The organism is Microbacterium murale, assembly GCF_014635185.1.
In the GTDB taxonomy this organism is placed as follows: Bacteria; Actinomycetota; Actinomycetes; order Actinomycetales; family Microbacteriaceae; genus Microbacterium; species Microbacterium murale.
In genome coordinates this window covers 171623-187303 of the sequence record NZ_BMCM01000003.1, presented here as the reverse complement: position 1 = coordinate 187303, position 15681 = coordinate 171623, and the positions used below count along the sequence as shown (strand labels likewise).

Below are 15681 nucleotides of genomic sequence, written 5' to 3'. Positions count from 1 at the left end.
GCGTTCAATCGCGCTCGACGGCTTCCGTGCCGAGTTCGCCGAGCCCCTCCTCGATGACCCGCGCGACTGTCTCGGCGTATGCGCCCTCCGGATCCAGATCCGGATCGAACACCGTGACCGATGCGCCCCAGGCACGAGGAGCGATCCCTCGGAGCAGAGCGATGAGCTCGTCCGGCGCCAATCCGCCTGGGTCCGGGCTGTCGACGGCGGGCATGTGCTCGGGGTCGAGCACGTCCACATCGACCTGAAGCCAGAATCCGCGCTCCAGACCGGGTGTGGCGACGATCTGTGCTGCTGCGCGCACACCGCCGTGCAGGATGACCCGGTCGGCCGGGATCGTCAGAGCCACCAGCGCCGACACCTCCGAGACGTACTCGTCCTCGCGCCGGCAGCCGACGTGCGCGGTCGCGTCAGCCTCGAAGTACGGGCCGAGACCGTCGATGTCGGCGATCTCCGGAACGTGGTGCCCGATCGCGGCTGCGAGGTCTTCGCCGGCGAGGCTCCCATAGGCGTCGCTGTTGCCCGGATGACGGAAATCGGTGTGGCCGTCCACGTGCACGAGTCCCCCGCCGCCCGATACCTTGCTTGCCATGCCTGCGGCCATGAGCAGGCTGCAGTCACCGCCGAGAACAAGCGGCGCCAGCCCGGCAGCGCGAGCCTCGACGATGCGACGCGCGAGGAGCCGCGCGTGATAGATGATCGCTCCTTGATTGCGCACGGTGCCGGCGGCGCGACGGCCCTCGTCGTCGACATAGCGACCGGGCAGCACTGCGCCCCAGTCGACAGCTCCCCGGCCGATCAGCACCTCATGCAGGCCGGCCTCGCGCAGCGCCTCAGGCGCCTTCGCAGTACCAGGCACCGCACCGGGCTGCGGGGGCCTCAGCCCGAGATTCGACGGCGCGGAGATCAGTGCGATCACGGGGTCGCCCTCCCCCGTGCCGTCGTCTCCGGTGCGGCGATTCGACGTCACGCGTCGATCGACTCCCTGGAGAGCTGATCGGATGAGTCGATGATGAACTCGCGACGGGGAGCGACCTCATTGCCCATCAGCAGCTCGAACACCCGGCCTGCGGCCTCGGCGTCCTCCATGCGCACGCGCCGCAGTAGTCGCCCTCCGCGGTCCATCGTCGTGTTCGCCAGCTGATCGGCATCCATCTCGCCGAGACCCTTGTAACGCTGGATCGGCTCATGCCAGCGCTTGTTCGTCTTGCGGAGCTTTGCGAGGAGGGCGTGCAGCTCCTGCTCGGTGTACGTGTAGATGGTCTCGTTCGGCTTGGACCCGGGGTTCATCACGATGACCCGGTGCAGCGGAGGCACCGCGGCGAACACGCGTCCCTCCTCGATCAGCGGACGCATGTAGCGGAAGAAGAGTGTGAGCAGCAGCGTGCGGATGTGTGCACCGTCGACGTCGGCGTCGCTCATCAGGATGATCTTGCCATAGCGCGCCGCGTCGATGTCGAAGGTGCGGCCGGAGCCCGCGCCGATCGTCTGGATGATCGCGGCGCATTCGGCGTTCGAGAGCATGTCGCCGATCGACGCGCGCTGCACATTCAGGATCTTGCCGCGGATCGGCAGCAGTGCCTGGATCTCGCTGTCGCGGGCTCGACGCGCTGTTCCCAGCGCCGAGTCGCCCTCCACGATGAACAGCTCGCTGCGTGAGACGTCGTTGGATCGGCAGTCCACGAGCTTGATCGGGAGTGACGACGACTCCAGGGCGTTCTTGCGTCGCTGGGTCTCCTTGTGTGCGCGTGCGGAGATACGCGCCTTCATCTCGGAGACGACCTTGTCCAGCAGCTGGCTGGCCTGGTTCTTGTCATCGCGCTTCGTCGAGGTGAACCGTGCGCCGAGCTCCTTGCGAAGCACCTGCGCCACGACCTGACGTACGGCCGGTGTGCCGAGCACCTCCTTGGTCTGGCCTTCGAACTGCGGCTCAGGCACCTCGACGGTGAGCACGGCGGTGAGACCCGCGAGCACATCGTCCTTCTCGACCTTGTCGTTACCGACCTTGAGCCTGCGCGCGTTCTGCTCGACCTGGGAGCGCAGCACCTTCAGCAGTTCCTGCTCGAATCCCTGCTGGTGCGTGCCGCCCTTGGGCGTCGCGATGATGTTCACGAATGATCGTGTGACCGTCTCGTAGCCTGTGCCCCACCGCATCGCGATGTCGACCCGGCACTCGCGTTCGACCTCCTGGGAGGTCATGTGGCCGTTCGCCTGCAGGACGGGAACGGTCTCCTTGAATGTTCCGGTGCCCTGAATGCGCCAGGTGTCGGTGATCGGCGCGTCGACGGCGAGATAGTCGACGAACTCCGCGATGCCGCCGTCGTAGCGGTACGAGACCTCGGCGCTCTTTTCGCCTCGATCGTCGCGGACGACGATCTCGAGCCCAGGGACGAGGAATGCTGTCTGACGTGCGCGGTTCTCCAGCTCTGCGAGCTGGAAGGCGGCATCCTTCGTGAAGATCTGACGATCCGCCCAGTACCGCACCCGCGTTCCGGTGACGCCTCGCGGGGCCTTGCCCGCGATCCTGAGCTCGCTGCTCTTCTCGAACGGCGCGAACGGCGCATCCGGCCGCTTCTCGCCCGAATCCTTGAAGTTGCCCGGTTCCCCGCGGTGGAATGACATCGCGTAGGTCTTGCCGCCGCGGTCGACTTCGACGTCGAGCCGTTCGGAGAGCGCGTTCACGACGGACGCGCCGACTCCGTGCAGACCACCGGATGCCGCGTAGGATCCGCCGCCGAACTTTCCGCCGGCGTGGAGCTTGGTGTAGACGACCTCGACGCCGGTCAGACCGGTGCGCGGTTCGATGTCGACGGGAATGCCTCGCCCGCGGTCGTGCACCTCGACGCTGCCGTCCGCGTGCAGGATCACGTCGATGCGCGTGCCATTGCCTCCGACGGCCTCATCGACGGAGTTGTCGATGATCTCCCACAGGCAGTGCATGAGTCCGGGCGACCCGTTCGACCCGATGTACATGCCCGGGCGCTTGCGAACCGCTTCAAGGCCTTCGAGAACCTGAAGATGATGGGCGGAATACTCAGCGGTCACAATCCTCGATTCTATTCGCGACCACGTTCGAAGCTCTGCAGACACTCCCCTGGCGACGCACCCTGACTGCTCCGGCGTACGCGCTGAGCGAAACACGCCGTCCATCGGGCATGACTATCAGCCAGTCGTGGTTGTATTGAGCACATTCCCACTGGAGATGCCGATACCCGAGGAGGCACCGAGATGAACGCTACAACCGAACGTGAGACCTCCACCGTCGAGTACCGTCTGACCGCGATGGACCGCTGCGACTCATGTGGCGCGCAGGCCTACATCGCAGCCGAGGTCAACGGCTCCGAACTGCTCTTCTGCGCCCACCACGGTCGCAAGTACGAAGAGAAGCTCCGCGACGTCGCGACGTCCTGGCACGATGAGACCGCCCGTCTCGTCGACGCCGTCTGACGCAACCCGCCCCTGACTGACTCTTCAGTCCACGATCACCCGCCGCACCCCTGAGGTGAGGCGGGTGATGATCTCTTCGCCCACGGTGTCGATCCGCTCGGCGAGTGCCGTCACGTCCGATTCGCCCTGATCCCCCGGCCCGAACACGGTCACCGTGTCGCCGACGCGGGCATCGTTCCAGTCGCGGACCAAGGTGCTGGTCGCGTCGATCCGCACGATCTCGCGCACGCCTCCCGGGGTTCCGATGCTCGCGCCGGCAAGGATCGAGGGAAGCCCGTGGTACGCGCCCAGCCCGATCACGACTTCGCCTGCGCGCTCCTCGATCACGCGTGCGCGCAGGGCTGCGATCGGTGTGACACCGGGGATCTCAGGTCCATCGGCCGAGCGGATGCCGTAGCAGAACGCACCGATCCGGCATACCGTGCCGCGCAGCTCCGGACGCCACCAGGATGCTGCCGAGGCGGTCAGGTGCAGCGCCTGCGGAGCGCCGCCCATCGCGCGCACCACGTCGACGGCGTCATGGAACGCGCGGGCGGACTCATCGTCTTCCGCGTCACTCGCTTCGGCGAGATGACTCCACACGCCGACCACTTCGATCAGGCCCGACTGCTGTGCAGTCATCGCATCGGCGACCACTCGTGGCCAGTCCTCCGGCCGGATGCCGTTGCGGTGCAGCCCTGTGTCGATCTTCAGGTGCACGCGTGCGGTGAGACCGAGGCGACCGGCGACGTCGATGACGCGACGCAGATAGTCGGCGGATCCGACTCCCAGTTGGATGCGGGCGTGGAGGGCTCGTTCGATCTCGTCATCGCTTGAATCCGCCCAGGCGAACACTGTGGCCCGCTCTGCCTGTGCGCGGATGCGCAACGAAGTGTGCACGTCGTAACCGCCGAACATTTCGACAGGTCGCGCCGCGTCTTTCGCAACGGAGGCCGCCCACTCCACGCCGTGACCGTACGCGTCGTCCTTCATCGCCAGCATGAGCTGTGCGGGGCCGATCCGCTCGTGCACCGCAGCGAGGTTCTGCAGGAAGCGCGTGCGTGAGATCTCGAGCGTGGGAGTCATCAAGACGTCCATTCGCGCACCGCCTTCAAGCCGGCGATGGTGATGAGCTCGGCGATGCCGAGTCCCGTGATGTCGGCCCATTCCGCCAAGGCATCGCGAGCGACCCCTGCGCCACCGAAGTAGACGACGTCCGCACCCACGGCCTCGCCTGCCCCTGAGTCCTCGAGGTCGACCACGCACACGTCCATCGCCACGCGTCCCACGATCGGTCGCAGCACGCCGTCGACTTCCACGTGAGCGGAGCTGCCGAGTGCGCGGACGATTCCCTGCGCGTAGCCGCCGGTCACCAGTGCCACGGTCGTGTCGACGGCGGCTCGATGGCGGTAGCCGTAGGAGACCGCTTCACCGGCCCGCAGCGGCTTGGTCGAGACGACCCGGCCCGCGAGCCGCATCGCCGGTACGGTCTGGGCGCCGGGAAGACCGTACAGGACGCTGCTGTCGATGTCCGCTTCTCCGGTCGTCACAGCGCGTAGGTCCAGTTCGTGCACGCGCTCGGCGATGTGCGCATCGTCGACGAGGACCGTCTTCACACCGGCATCCCGCACCACCGCAGCGACTTCGAGTACGCCGTGTCCGAGCGCGTCGCCGCGGAGGTCGGCCATTTCGCCGCCGAGGGCGACGGCCTCGAGGGCGCCCTCGCGCAGCGCTCCCGCCGAGACGAGTGCGCGCGGCAGGCTCCCCGTCGGGGTCACCGCCTGCTGGCCTCGATCACCGGACGGTGCCGCGCTCGGCTGCCGGTGCGGATGCCGGTGGCGCTCACGCGGGTCTCGTAGAGCCCTGGCGTCCAGTTTCCCTCGATCAGCATCGGACCCTCTGGACCGACAGCGACGTCCCACCCGATGTACGGCACGGTGGGCACCTCCTGTGCGGCGCGTGTGACGAGATCGACCACGCGGTCCCACATCGGCACCTCGAAGTCGACGATCGACTTGCCCGAATCCGGGTGCGTCTCGTAGCGCGACTTGTGCTTGCCGGTGTGTCCCGGTCCGAAGGACTTGCCGTTCTCGTCGATCATCGTGAAGAAGCCGCCCCACGTGAACTGGTCGCTCACCGCGCCGCGGCCGAATTTCTGCGCGGCCATCAGCACATGCACTTTCGTGCCGTCGAAGAACGTCGCCACGCGCGTGGTGTTGACGGTGCCTTCGCAGTACTCGGAGAGATACGGATGCTGCTCGATGCGCTGCTCGATGAGCCGCTGACCCTTGTCGCGCAGTTCGTCGCGGAACGCGTTCCAGTCGGTCACCTCCGACGCCTCGTACCGGAAGACGCCCTTGCCCTCGCGGCCGACAGGTGTCTTTGCGATGAAGACCGGGTTCTTCTCAGCGAAGGCGCGCAGGCCTTCGGCATCCACCTCGTCGAGGTCGAGCCAGTCGCGGCCGAGGTACTCGGCGAAGCGGCGGTTGAAGGTGATCTTGTTCTCGAACTGCAGCACGTCGGTGCGGTCGTTGACCGCCTGGGCCAGATGATGCTGGATCAACGAGGTCATGAAGGTCTTGCGCTCGCTCTTGCTCAGCAGCGCGAAGTCGGCCTCGTAGTAGTCGATGTATGCCGTGTCGTGCAACGCCGCCCAGACGAGCATGTCGACGAAGACCCTCGGCGCCCACTTGCCCTGTTCCTTGGCGATCTGGGACGCGAACCCCCACACCCGACGCGGATCGAACGAGGTGAGGCGCCTCAGAAGGTACTTCAGGCGCGCAATGGGTGCGACGTCTCGAGACAAGGGCAAAGACCTTTCGGCGGGGGCATGTCAGAACGTCTCATGCTACTCGCTCCGCCTGCCCGGATCCGCTGAGGGCTGCGTGTTAGCCTGGGTCGGTGGATCAGAAGCGGTTGCGCATCCGGTACCTTTTCGACCGGGCTCGGCGGCTCAATCCGACCCAGCTGTTCGAATTGGCGCATCAGGTGAAGAAGGTGTCGAAGGCACCTCTCCCCGTCATCATCGGCGACATGCTGTGGTGCTCCGTACGCTACGAGATGGGCTTCCGCGACTACGTCGTGTGGGACATCCGCATCCTCAACGCACGCGAGCGGGCGACGTGGATGACGCACCCCAAGGCGTTCCGACTCAATCGCACCCTCAACGGGCCGGATTCCAAGATCATCCTCGGCGACAAGATGCGCTTTCTCACCGACTTCGCTGATCTCACCGGCCGCGAGTGGATCGATGCGGCTGCGGCCGACGACGACGAACTGCGTGCCTTCATCGACCGGCACCCTCGTGTGATCGCCAAGCCGGCCGCCGGTGAGGGCGGCGCGGGCATCGGCATCTACGAGACCGCGGACGTGTCAGACGTCGCTGCGTGGCGCACGCTGCTGGTCGAGCGCGACCAGACGCTGCTCGAAGAGGTGCTGACCCAGCACGACGACCTGAACAAGTTGTATCCCGACAGTGTGAACACCGTGCGGATGATCACCTACCGCGACCCGGCGGACGAGCTGCACGTGATCGCATCCGTACTGCGCATCGGCAATGGCGCCGTGATCGACAACTTCGCCTCCGGCGGCATGTTCACCATGCTCGACGACGACGGCGTGGCTCTGTACCCCGGCGTCGACAAGCAGTCGAACATCTACCACCAGCATCCGGCCACCGGCACGACCATCAAGGGTCTGCAGGTGCCGTTCTACCCGGAGGTGGTCGACATGATCGCCGAGGCTGCGAAGAGGCTGCCCACCGTGCCGTACGTCGGCTGGGACATCGCGATCACGCCTGAGGGCCCCGCACTCATCGAGGCGAACCACAACTCGAGCGTCTTCCAGATGAAGCCCTCCGCCTCAGGCATCCGCACCGGGCTGCTGTACCGCTACCGCGACGCGATCGGCGCGGACGTGGTCGACAACAAGCGCTGAGTCGCCCGGTACCGCAGCGGCGGTCTCAGGCGCGACGGTTCCGCACGGTGTCTATCGCGACCCGCAGTTCCGGCACCCGGAAGACGAAGAGCAGCAGCAGGTAGACCGCTCCGCAGACCGCAGCGATCAGCACGGCGCCGAGCGCTCCCCAGATCTTGTCCTGCAGCATCCAACCGTCTGCTCCCCCGCTCAGCAGGAACGCCCCGTAACCGGCGGCGCCGGCGGGGATCGCCATGAGCACGAAACGCGCGAGTGCCCTCCACGTGCTGGCGAGTCCGAGCGGGCCGATCTTGCGGCGCAGCAGGATCGTCGCCAGCACGGTCTGCACGATGCCGGAACACGCCTGAACGAGTGCGACCGCGGCGGCACGCCACTCAAGTGGGACGGTGAAGGCGACCACGATCGTGAAGATGAGCACCAAAGAGGCCTGCACCACCGTGAAGATGAACGGCGTGCGCGCATCGCCGTACGCGTAGAACGTGCGCTGCACGATGAACAGCACCGCCATCGGCAGAAGGCTCACCAGGAACGCCAGCAGCACCGGCGCGATCAGCACCGCCTCGTCTGCACCGTTGCTGAAAACACGTGACGCGGGAACAGCGGCCGCCGCGACCGCTGCAGTCGCGACGATGACGAAGAGTCCGAGGATGCGGATCGACTGCGCGATGTCTCCGCGCAGTTCCACATCGCGCTTGGCGGCGGCGTGCTCACTGATCCGGGTGAAGTACGGGGTTCCGATCGCAAGGATGATCATCGAGTACGGAACCATGTACACCAGCCACGCATTCTGCGAGGCGAACACGGACGGGAAATCTCCGGAGGCCACTGAAAGCGTCTGAGTCTGCACGATGCCGACGAGCTGACCGATGAGGGTGGTCAGCAGCGTCCAGGTCGCCAGGGTGCGCATCTGCCCGAGACCCATGCCCCGCCAGCGGAAGTCGAGTCGCAGCGGGATGCCGGCTCTGCGCCAGAAGAACATCAGCACCACGGTCTGCGCGACTATGCCGAGTGTCGCGGTGCCGCCGAGCACCATGACCATCATCGGGTTCCAGAGCGAAACCTGCGTGAGGTCGGATCCGAACAGCATCATGAAGACGAGGAACCCGGCGATCGAGACGATGTTGTTCATGATCGGCGCCCAGGCGTATGGGGCGAAGATCCTGCGGGCGTTGAGTATCTCGCCCAGCAGGGCGAACATGCCGTAGAAGAACAGCTGTGGAATGCACCAGTACGCGAACTGGGTCGCCAGTGCATGCTGCTCGGGTGAGTATCCGGCCGAGGAGAACAGACTCACCAGCAGTGGCGCGCACAAGAACGCCACGACCGTGACTCCCCCGACGAGCACGAATCCCAGGGTGAGCAGCTTCGCCAGGAACGCGTGACCGCTGTCCTTCTGCGCCGTGGCCCGCACCACTTGGGGCACGATAACCCCCGTGAGCACACCGGCGGAGATCACCTGGTAGATGCTGTTGGGCAGCATGTTCGCCGTGGCGAAGGCGTCTCCCGCCTCGCTGAGCGCGCCGATCGCGGAGATGAGCACGACCGTGCGCAGCAGCCCAGTGATCCGCGATGTGAGCGTACCCGCCGCGATCATGGCGCTGGCGCGACCGAGTCCCATGCGTGTGGTGATTCCCCTCCGCGACCGTCGTCGGCGATCCGACGTCAGACGGTGCGATCTCAGACGGTGCGGATGATACCCATCGGGGTGGACTCTCGTCCCTGTCCGAGCGGGTTGTCCTTCAGGATACGCACGAGACGCTGTTCGCCGGCCTTGTCGAGCGTGGAACCCAGGATGTTCCCACCGAGGTCGTTGATGTCGACGACTGCGACATCGGCCGTGCCGCCGATGAGTGCCTTGAGATGCGTCGCCACCTGGCGCGGATTCTTCGGGCCGAGCACGACAGCCTCGTTGTACGGCGGGATCGTGTGCGAGGTGGGTCCGTCGATCGCTCGAGCCTTGTCACCGGCGATGCGGTAGAAGTCGCCCTTGCGCCCGAACGCCTTCGTCACCGCCGCGACGGCGGCCGCGAGCAGGATGCGCGGCGTGCCGCACTCCCGAAGCGCCATCTCCATCGTCTCGGGCATGCCGAGGCCGATGCCGTACGGCGTGCGGGTGACGTACTTCGACAGGAACAGCGCGAGCTTTCGCGGCTGGATCTCGTCGAGACGGTAGGAGCGTCCCTGCGTGATCGCGACGATCTTCTCGGTCACGAAAAGCAGGTCGCCGGGCTGCACGGCATCCTTCGCGTACTCGGTGACGATCTGGTCGATGTCGTCCTCGGGCATGACCACGCGCGTGCGCAGCGGGATGCGGGCGTACTTCTTGCCGTCGACGCTCGTCTCGAGCGCCTTGCCGTCGTTCGCCGTGCCCTCGTTCGCCTGGGTCATTCGAGGTAGTCCCGCAGCGACTGCGAGCGGCTCGGGTGACGCAGCTTGGCCATCGTCTTCGACTCGATCTGGCGGATGCGCTCGCGCGTGACGCCGAACGTGTCGCCGATCTGGTCGAGCGTCTTGGGCTGACCGTCGCCGAGACCGAAGCGCATGCGGATCACGCCTGCCTCGCGCTCGGAGAGCGAGTCGAGCAGCTGCTCGAGCTGACGCTGCAGCATCGTGAAGCCCACGGCGTCTGCCGGGACGACGGCCTCGGTGTCCTCGATGAGGTCACCGAACTCGCTGTCGCCGTCCTCGCCGAGAGGAGTGTGCAGCGAGATCGGCTCGCGACCGTACTTCTGCACCTCGACGACCTTCTCAGGCGTCATGTCGAGTTCGCGGCTGAGCTCTTCCGGAGTGGGTTCGCGACCGAGGTCCTGCAGCATCTGGCGCTGCACGCGCGCGAGCTTGTTGATGACCTCGACCATGTGCACCGGGATGCGGATCGTGCGTGCCTGGTCGGCCATCGCACGGGTGATCGCCTGACGGATCCACCAGGTGGCGTAGGTCGAGAACTTGAAGCCCTTGGTGTAGTCGAACTTCTCGACCGCACGGATGAGGCCCAGGTTGCCCTCCTGGATGAGATCCAGGAACTGCATGCCACGGCCGGTGTAGCGCTTGGCGAGCGAGACCACGAGGCGGAGGTTGGCGCCGAGAAGGTGACTCTTGGCGCGGTGTCCGTCACGGGCGACCCACTGCAGGTCGAGACCGAGCTGGCCGGTCTTCTCGGCAGCCGTCATGTTCGACAGCTTCTCCTCGGCGAACAGGCCGGCCTCGATGCGCATCGCGAGCTCGACCTCTTCGGCCGCGTTCAGGAGCGCGACCTTGCCGATCTGCTTCAGATAGTCCTTGACCGGGTCGGCGGTGGCGCCGGTGATCTGCGTCGAGTAGACCGGGACATCGTCTTCGTCCTTGGACGTCAGGACGATGGCGCCGGTCGGGAGCGGCTCGGTGAACGCCGCCTTCTTGTCGTCGTCATCTGCATCGTCGGCGACGACCTCTCCATCGGGAGTGTCCTCCTCGACGACGTCATCGGCCTTCTTGCGCCGTACAGGCGCCTTCTTGGCAGCAGGGGCCTTCTTGGCAGCGGGAGCCTTCTTGGCTGCCGGCTTCTTTGCGGCAGCGGTGGTCTCCGGCTCGACGGCGTCGGTCGAGGCAGCCTCGGCTGCGGTCTTCGTCTTCGTCGTCCGGGAGTTCTTGGTCGCGGCAGGAGTCACGTTTCGCCTTTCACGGGGCAGCGCGCCCGCCCCGGGACATTTCGGACACTAGTAAGACCCTTGTCAAGTCGGCAGCCTTGCGGCGAACGATTGACAACGGGTCGGATTACCAGTATCGCACACCATTGGAGGTGCGGATGCAACTCGCGCCCCTGGCTGTGCCCTGCGTGTGGCGACGCCGTTCAGGTTCGCGGACGCTTGTCCTCATCACCCGGACGCCGAGTCGCCAGATAGCGTTCGAGTTCTGCGGCGAGCTCGTCCGCGCTGGGCAGATCGCGTTCGTCGAAACCACCCTCGTCGTAGCGATCCATGTCCTCAGGATCACGGCCGGCCATGTACGCGTCGTAGCGATGCTCGAGCGTCTGCACCATCTGACGGAGCTCGTCATTGCCGGCGACCTGCTCGTCGACCTTGGTGAGATACTCCTCGCGACTCTCGCGCAGATCATCGAGCGCCAGCACGATACCGGTCGAGCCCATCACGCGGTCAGCCGCAGCGATCACGGCATCCGGATACTCCGTCTCGGCGAGATAGTGCGGCACGAGCAGGACGAACCCGACGATGCGGTCGCCGCGCTCTGCGAAGCGGTACTCCAGCAGATGACCGGCTGTCGCAGGCACCTGGGTACGAGGGCGCCAGACCGAGAGGCTCGCGGTGATCTCCTTGCGATTGCCGCTGACGGTCGTACTGATCGGCCTGGTGTGCGGCACCGGCATCGCGATCGAGTGCACCCAGCTGACACCCGAGACACCGAACTCCTCAGCCAGAGCGAGAACCCGGTCGCTGAACGCGTTCCAGGCGAAGTCGGGCTCGTACCCGGCAAGGAGAAGGAACTGCTGTCCCAGGGTGTCGTGCGCGAGCGACAGCTCGAGCCTCGACGGCCGGAACTCCGTGAGGTGGTCCTGCTCGAACACGACGATCGGACGACGCGCCCGGTAATCGAGCAGCAGATCGTTGTCGAAGACGATCACTGGCTGCGGATCCGACACGTCGCGCAGGTGATCGATGAGCCCGGAAACGGCGCTTCCGGCATCAGTGAATCCGGTGAGCAGGATCACGAGTGGCAGCCCCTGAGGGACGGCAGGGGCGTTGGCGACGCGTTCGTACAGCTCTCCGGAGACGGGCATGCTTCCATGCTACGAGGAGCGGATGCTGCCCGGGGCGGCGGAGTCATGCTCACAGCGAACAGAACCGAGAGGCGCCGGTCGCGTCGAGCCTAGGATGGAACCATGACGCTTCCTGCGCTCTCGCACACCGTAGACCGATTCCCCGGGAGCGCTGCCGACGCAGCAGTGCTCGTCGTTCCGGACACCGCGGCGTTCCCGGAAGCGCTGGAGGACTATCCGGGTCTGGCCGAGGTGCTCACCGCGATCGGCTTCACCGGATCCGCTTCCGCCTTCGCCCGTGTTCATCTCCCGTCGCTGACGTCGCTGCCGTTGGCCGTCGTCGGCGCCGGAAGCACCCCCGACGGGGCGGCGGTGCGCGATGCCGCCGGGGCCGCGCTTCGCACGCTGACCGGGTTCGGTCACGTCGCTCTCGACCTTGCGGGTGATCTCGATCAGTTCGCCGCGGAGGCGGCCGAGGGCGCTGTCTTCGGCGGCTACCGCTTCGAGGGGTACCGCGCAAAGCCCGGCAAGTCGCGTGCCGGCGAAGTCACCGTGCACAGCGAGTCGCTCTCCGATGAGGACGTCTCCCGAGCCCGGATCCTCGGCGACGCGCTCGCCCTCGTGAAGGACCTCGTCTCGGTGCCTGCAGAGTGGCAGAGCCCGGCGGAGCTCGCGCAGAGCGCGGTCGATGCCGTCGCCGACCTCGACGTCGCGGTCGATGTGCTCGACGAGGCTGCTCTCGCAGAGCAGGGCTTCGGCGGCGTGCTCGGCGTCGCGCAGGGATCGGATCGCCCGCCGCGCGTCGTGCGCCTCGACTACTCCCCTGCCGACGCCACCGGCCACATCGCCCTCGTCGGCAAGGGCATCACCTTCGACACCGGTGGGCTCTCGCTCAAGCCCGCAGCATCCATGGTCGGGATGAAGTTCGACATGGCGGGATCGGCCACGGTGCTCGCCGCACTGCGCGCGATCGCGTCGCTGAAGCTGCCCGTGCGTGTCACAGCATGGATGTGCATCACCGACAACATGCCCTCCGGCAAGGCGACGCGCCCAGGAGACGTGCTCAGGATGCTCGACGGCACGACGGTGGAAGTGCTGAACACCGACGCCGAAGGCCGCCTCGTGCTGGCCGACGGTCTTGTCGCCGCGAGCCGTGAACGTCCTGATGTGATCTTCGATGTCGCGACGCTCACCGGCGCCGTGCTCGTGGCGCTCGGCCACCGGCACACCGGGGTCATGGGCGACGATGAGGCCGTGGCCGAGTATCTGACGGTGTCGGAGCAGACAGGCGAGCTGGCCTGGCCGCTGCCGCTGCCGGACTACATGCAGGAATCGCTCGACTCCCCCATCGCCGACATGATCAACGCCAACATGGGCGACCGGGCCGGGGGCACCATGTTCGCAGGACTCTTCCTGCAGCGCTTCATCGGCCGCACCAGCGACGAGGACGACGCCCCGCGCATCCCCTGGGTGCATCTGGACGTCGCCGGCTCCGCCGAGCACGGCAGCTCACCGTACGGATTCACAGACAAAGGCCCGACGGGGGCGACGGTACGTTCGCTCGTCGCGTTCGCAGAGGCACGCGCACAGGAGGCATGATGACCACGCACACGTTCGACATCGTCGTACTCGGTGGCGGCAGCGGCGGCTATGCCGCGGCGCTTCGCGCTGCTGAACTGGGCAAGACCGTCGCCCTGATCGAGAAGGACAAGGTCGGCGGCACCTGCCTGCACCGCGGCTGCATCCCCACCAAGGCGCTGCTGCACGCCGCCGAGGTCGCAGAGCACGTGCGCGACGCCGCATCCGTCGGCGTCTCCGCGACATTCGACGGCGTCGATCCCGCAGGAGTGCGCACCTACCGCGAGAACATCGTCGCCAAGAAATTCAAGGGTCTCGAAGGCCTGATCAAGGCCAGGGGCATCACGACGGTCGCCGGCTTCGGACGGCTCAATGCCGACCGCAGCGTGAGCGTCGGCGATGACGTCTATGTCGGTGCGGACGTGGTGCTCGCCACAGGGTCGTACAGCCGTTCACTGCCGGGGCTCGACATCGGCGGGCGCATCATCACCAGCGAGCAGGCGCTTGCTCTCGATGTCATCCCCGAGCGCGTGCTCGTGCTCGGCGGCGGCGTCATCGGCGTGGAGTTCGCGAGCGTGTGGCGCTCATTCGGTGCCGAGGTGACGATCATCGAAGCGCTCGAGCACCTGGTCCCCAATGAAGACATCGCCCTCAGCAAGGGTCTCGAGCGTGCATTCCGACGCCGCGGCATCGCGTACTCGCTCGGAACCCGATTCCAGACGGCGACGCAGGATGACCAGGGCGTGACCGTCACGCTGGAAGACGGCAAGACGTTCACCGGCGACTATCTGCTGGTCGCCGTCGGGCGCGGGCCGGTCACGGCCGATCTCGGCTTCGAAGAGGCCGGTGTCACGCTCGATCGCGGGTTCGTGACAGTCGATGAGGAACTGCGCACCGGCGTCGCCGGACTGTGGGCTGTGGGCGACATCGTTCCCGGCCTGCAGCTGGCCCACCGCGGATTCATGCAGGGCATCGACGTCGCTGAGCGGATCGCCGGCCTCTCGCCCGCGCCCATCCCCGAATCCCAGATCCCGAAGATCACGTACTGCAACCCGGAGGTCGCGTCCGTCGGCGTGACCGAGCAGGCCGCGATCACCTCGCATGGTGCGGATGCCGTCGTCTCATACGAGTACAACCTTGCGGGCAACGGCAAGAGCGAGATCATCGGCACCGCCGGGCTCGTCAAAGTCGTGCGGCTGAAGGACGGCCCGGTGATCGGCGTGCATCTGCTCGGCGATCGAGTCGGCGAACTCATCACAGAGGGTCAGCTCGCCGTCGCCTGGGAAGCCCATCCCGAAGACATCGCTCCGCTCATCCATGCGCATCCGACGCAGAGCGAAGCGCTGGGCGAGGCATTCCTCGCCCTTGCCGGAAAACCACTGCACGCCCTCTGAACACCAACCGGTGTCAGGGTCACTAAGCTGAACATGTCACAAACATTCTTGAAGGAGACTCCGTCATGAGCACATCCGTGGTCCTCCCCGCTCTCGGTGAGAGCGTCACAGAGGGTACGGTCACCCGCTGGCTGAAGCAGGTGGGAGACACCGTTCAGGCGGACGAAGGCCTGCTCGAGATCTCGACCGACAAGGTCGACACCGAGATCCCCTCGCCCGTCGCCGGCGTGATCGAGGAGATCCTGGTCGCCGAGGACGAGACCGTCGAGGTCGGCGCTCTGCTCGCCAGGATCGGCGATGGCAGCGCTGCGGCACCCGCCGCGGATGCTCCGGAGGCTGCCGCACCTGAGGCAGAAGCCGCTCCCGCTGAGGCCGCGCCTGCCGCCGAGGCAGCACCCGCTGCTGAAGCCGCGCCTGCCGCTGAGGCCGCACCTGCCGCAGAAGCCGCCCCTGCCGCAGAGCCCGCGCCTGCCGCAGAGCCCGCGCCTGCCGCAGAGCCCGCGCCCGCCGCTTCCTCTGACGTCACCGACATCGTGCTCCCCGAGCTCGGCGAGAGCGTCACCGAGGGCACCGTCACGCGCTGGCTGAAGCAGG

General features: G+C 66.6%; 14 protein-coding genes. 5 read left to right on the top strand and 9 right to left on the bottom strand.

Annotated features, from left to right (window positions below; all coding sequences use genetic code 11):
• Positions 1–4 precede the first annotated feature (4 nt).
• Together IEV67_RS10465 and IEV67_RS10460 are read right to left on the bottom strand one after the other, a co-directional pair.
• On the bottom strand, positions 5–970 hold the full coding sequence (locus IEV67_RS10465; protein WP_229703022.1) for an arginase family protein: 966 nt from the start codon (positions 968–970) through the stop codon (positions 5–7).
• Entirely contained in the window at positions 967–3045 is a 2079-nt protein-coding gene (locus tag IEV67_RS10460; RefSeq protein WP_373284467.1) for a DNA gyrase/topoisomerase IV subunit B, read from the bottom strand. Before IEV67_RS10460 ends, IEV67_RS10465 begins: the two co-directional genes overlap by 4 nt.
• A 183-nt stretch (positions 3046–3228) precedes the next feature.
• Between IEV67_RS10460 and IEV67_RS10455 the strand changes: the two genes are divergently transcribed.
• Positions 3229–3447, top strand: a complete 219-nt coding sequence (locus tag IEV67_RS10455; protein WP_033107139.1) for a DUF7455 domain-containing protein — start codon at positions 3229–3231, stop codon at positions 3445–3447.
• A 24-nt stretch (positions 3448–3471) separates the two neighbouring features.
• On the opposite strand, the gene IEV67_RS10450 is transcribed toward IEV67_RS10455, so the two are convergent.
• From IEV67_RS10450 to IEV67_RS10440, 3 genes are read right to left on the bottom strand one after another with little or no spacing between them, the layout of a single operon-like run.
• Positions 3472–4512, bottom strand: coding sequence for an alanine racemase (locus IEV67_RS10450; RefSeq protein ID WP_229703020.1), 1041 nt, complete (start codon positions 4510–4512; stop codon positions 3472–3474).
• On the bottom strand, positions 4512–5204 hold the full coding sequence (locus tag IEV67_RS10445; protein WP_229703019.1) for an alanine racemase C-terminal domain-containing protein: 693 nt from the start codon (positions 5202–5204) through the stop codon (positions 4512–4514). The genes IEV67_RS10450 and IEV67_RS10445 overlap by 1 nt, the downstream gene beginning before the upstream one ends.
• Complete coding sequence (locus IEV67_RS10440) at positions 5201–6232, bottom strand: sugar-transfer associated ATP-grasp domain-containing protein (RefSeq protein WP_188436517.1); 1032 nt, start codon at positions 6230–6232, stop codon at positions 5201–5203. The genes IEV67_RS10445 and IEV67_RS10440 overlap by 4 nt, the downstream gene beginning before the upstream one ends.
• Positions 6233–6327: 95 nt before the next feature.
• On the opposite strand from IEV67_RS10440, the gene IEV67_RS10435 reads away from it, so the two are divergent.
• Complete coding sequence (locus IEV67_RS10435; RefSeq protein WP_188436516.1) at positions 6328–7362, top strand: sugar-transfer associated ATP-grasp domain-containing protein; 1035 nt, start codon at positions 6328–6330, stop codon at positions 7360–7362.
• A 25-nt stretch (positions 7363–7387) separates the two neighbouring features.
• Here the strand turns inward: IEV67_RS10435 and murJ are convergent, their stop codons facing one another.
• The 4 genes from murJ to IEV67_RS10415 all read right to left on the bottom strand — a co-directional run bounded on the left by murJ (position 7388) and on the right by IEV67_RS10415 (position 12136).
• On the bottom strand, positions 7388–8980 hold the full coding sequence (gene murJ / locus IEV67_RS10430) for a murein biosynthesis integral membrane protein MurJ (RefSeq protein WP_188436515.1): 1593 nt from the start codon (positions 8978–8980) through the stop codon (positions 7388–7390).
• A gap of 59 nt (positions 8981–9039) precedes the next feature.
• Positions 9040–9750 (bottom strand): coenzyme F420-0:L-glutamate ligase, encoded by a 711-nt coding sequence (locus tag IEV67_RS10425; RefSeq protein WP_188436514.1) that lies wholly within the window; start codon positions 9748–9750, stop codon positions 9040–9042.
• Complete coding sequence (locus IEV67_RS10420; protein WP_188436513.1) at positions 9747–11009, bottom strand: RNA polymerase sigma factor; 1263 nt, start codon at positions 11007–11009, stop codon at positions 9747–9749. The genes IEV67_RS10425 and IEV67_RS10420 overlap by 4 nt, the downstream gene beginning before the upstream one ends.
• A gap of 182 nt (positions 11010–11191) precedes the next feature.
• Positions 11192–12136 carry a proteasome assembly chaperone family protein gene (locus IEV67_RS10415; RefSeq protein WP_188436512.1) on the bottom strand — a complete coding sequence of 315 codons (945 nt, stop codon included), beginning with the start codon at positions 12134–12136 and terminating at the stop codon, positions 11192–11194.
• Between the two features lie 102 nt (positions 12137–12238).
• Between IEV67_RS10415 and IEV67_RS10410 the strand changes: the two genes are divergently transcribed.
• The 3 genes from IEV67_RS10410 to IEV67_RS18990 all read left to right on the top strand — a co-directional run.
• Positions 12239–13714: a leucyl aminopeptidase gene (locus IEV67_RS10410; protein ID WP_188436511.1), complete on the top strand. Its 1476-nt coding sequence runs from the start codon at positions 12239–12241 to the stop codon at positions 13712–13714.
• On the top strand, positions 13714–15087 hold the full coding sequence (gene lpdA, locus IEV67_RS10405) for a dihydrolipoyl dehydrogenase (RefSeq protein WP_188436510.1): 1374 nt from the start codon (positions 13714–13716) through the stop codon (positions 15085–15087). Before IEV67_RS10410 ends, lpdA begins: the two co-directional genes overlap by 1 nt.
• Positions 15088–15152: 65 nt before the next feature.
• On the top strand, positions 15153–15681 hold a 529-nt coding region (locus tag IEV67_RS18990; RefSeq protein ID WP_306440989.1), incomplete at its 3' end, for a biotin/lipoyl-containing protein.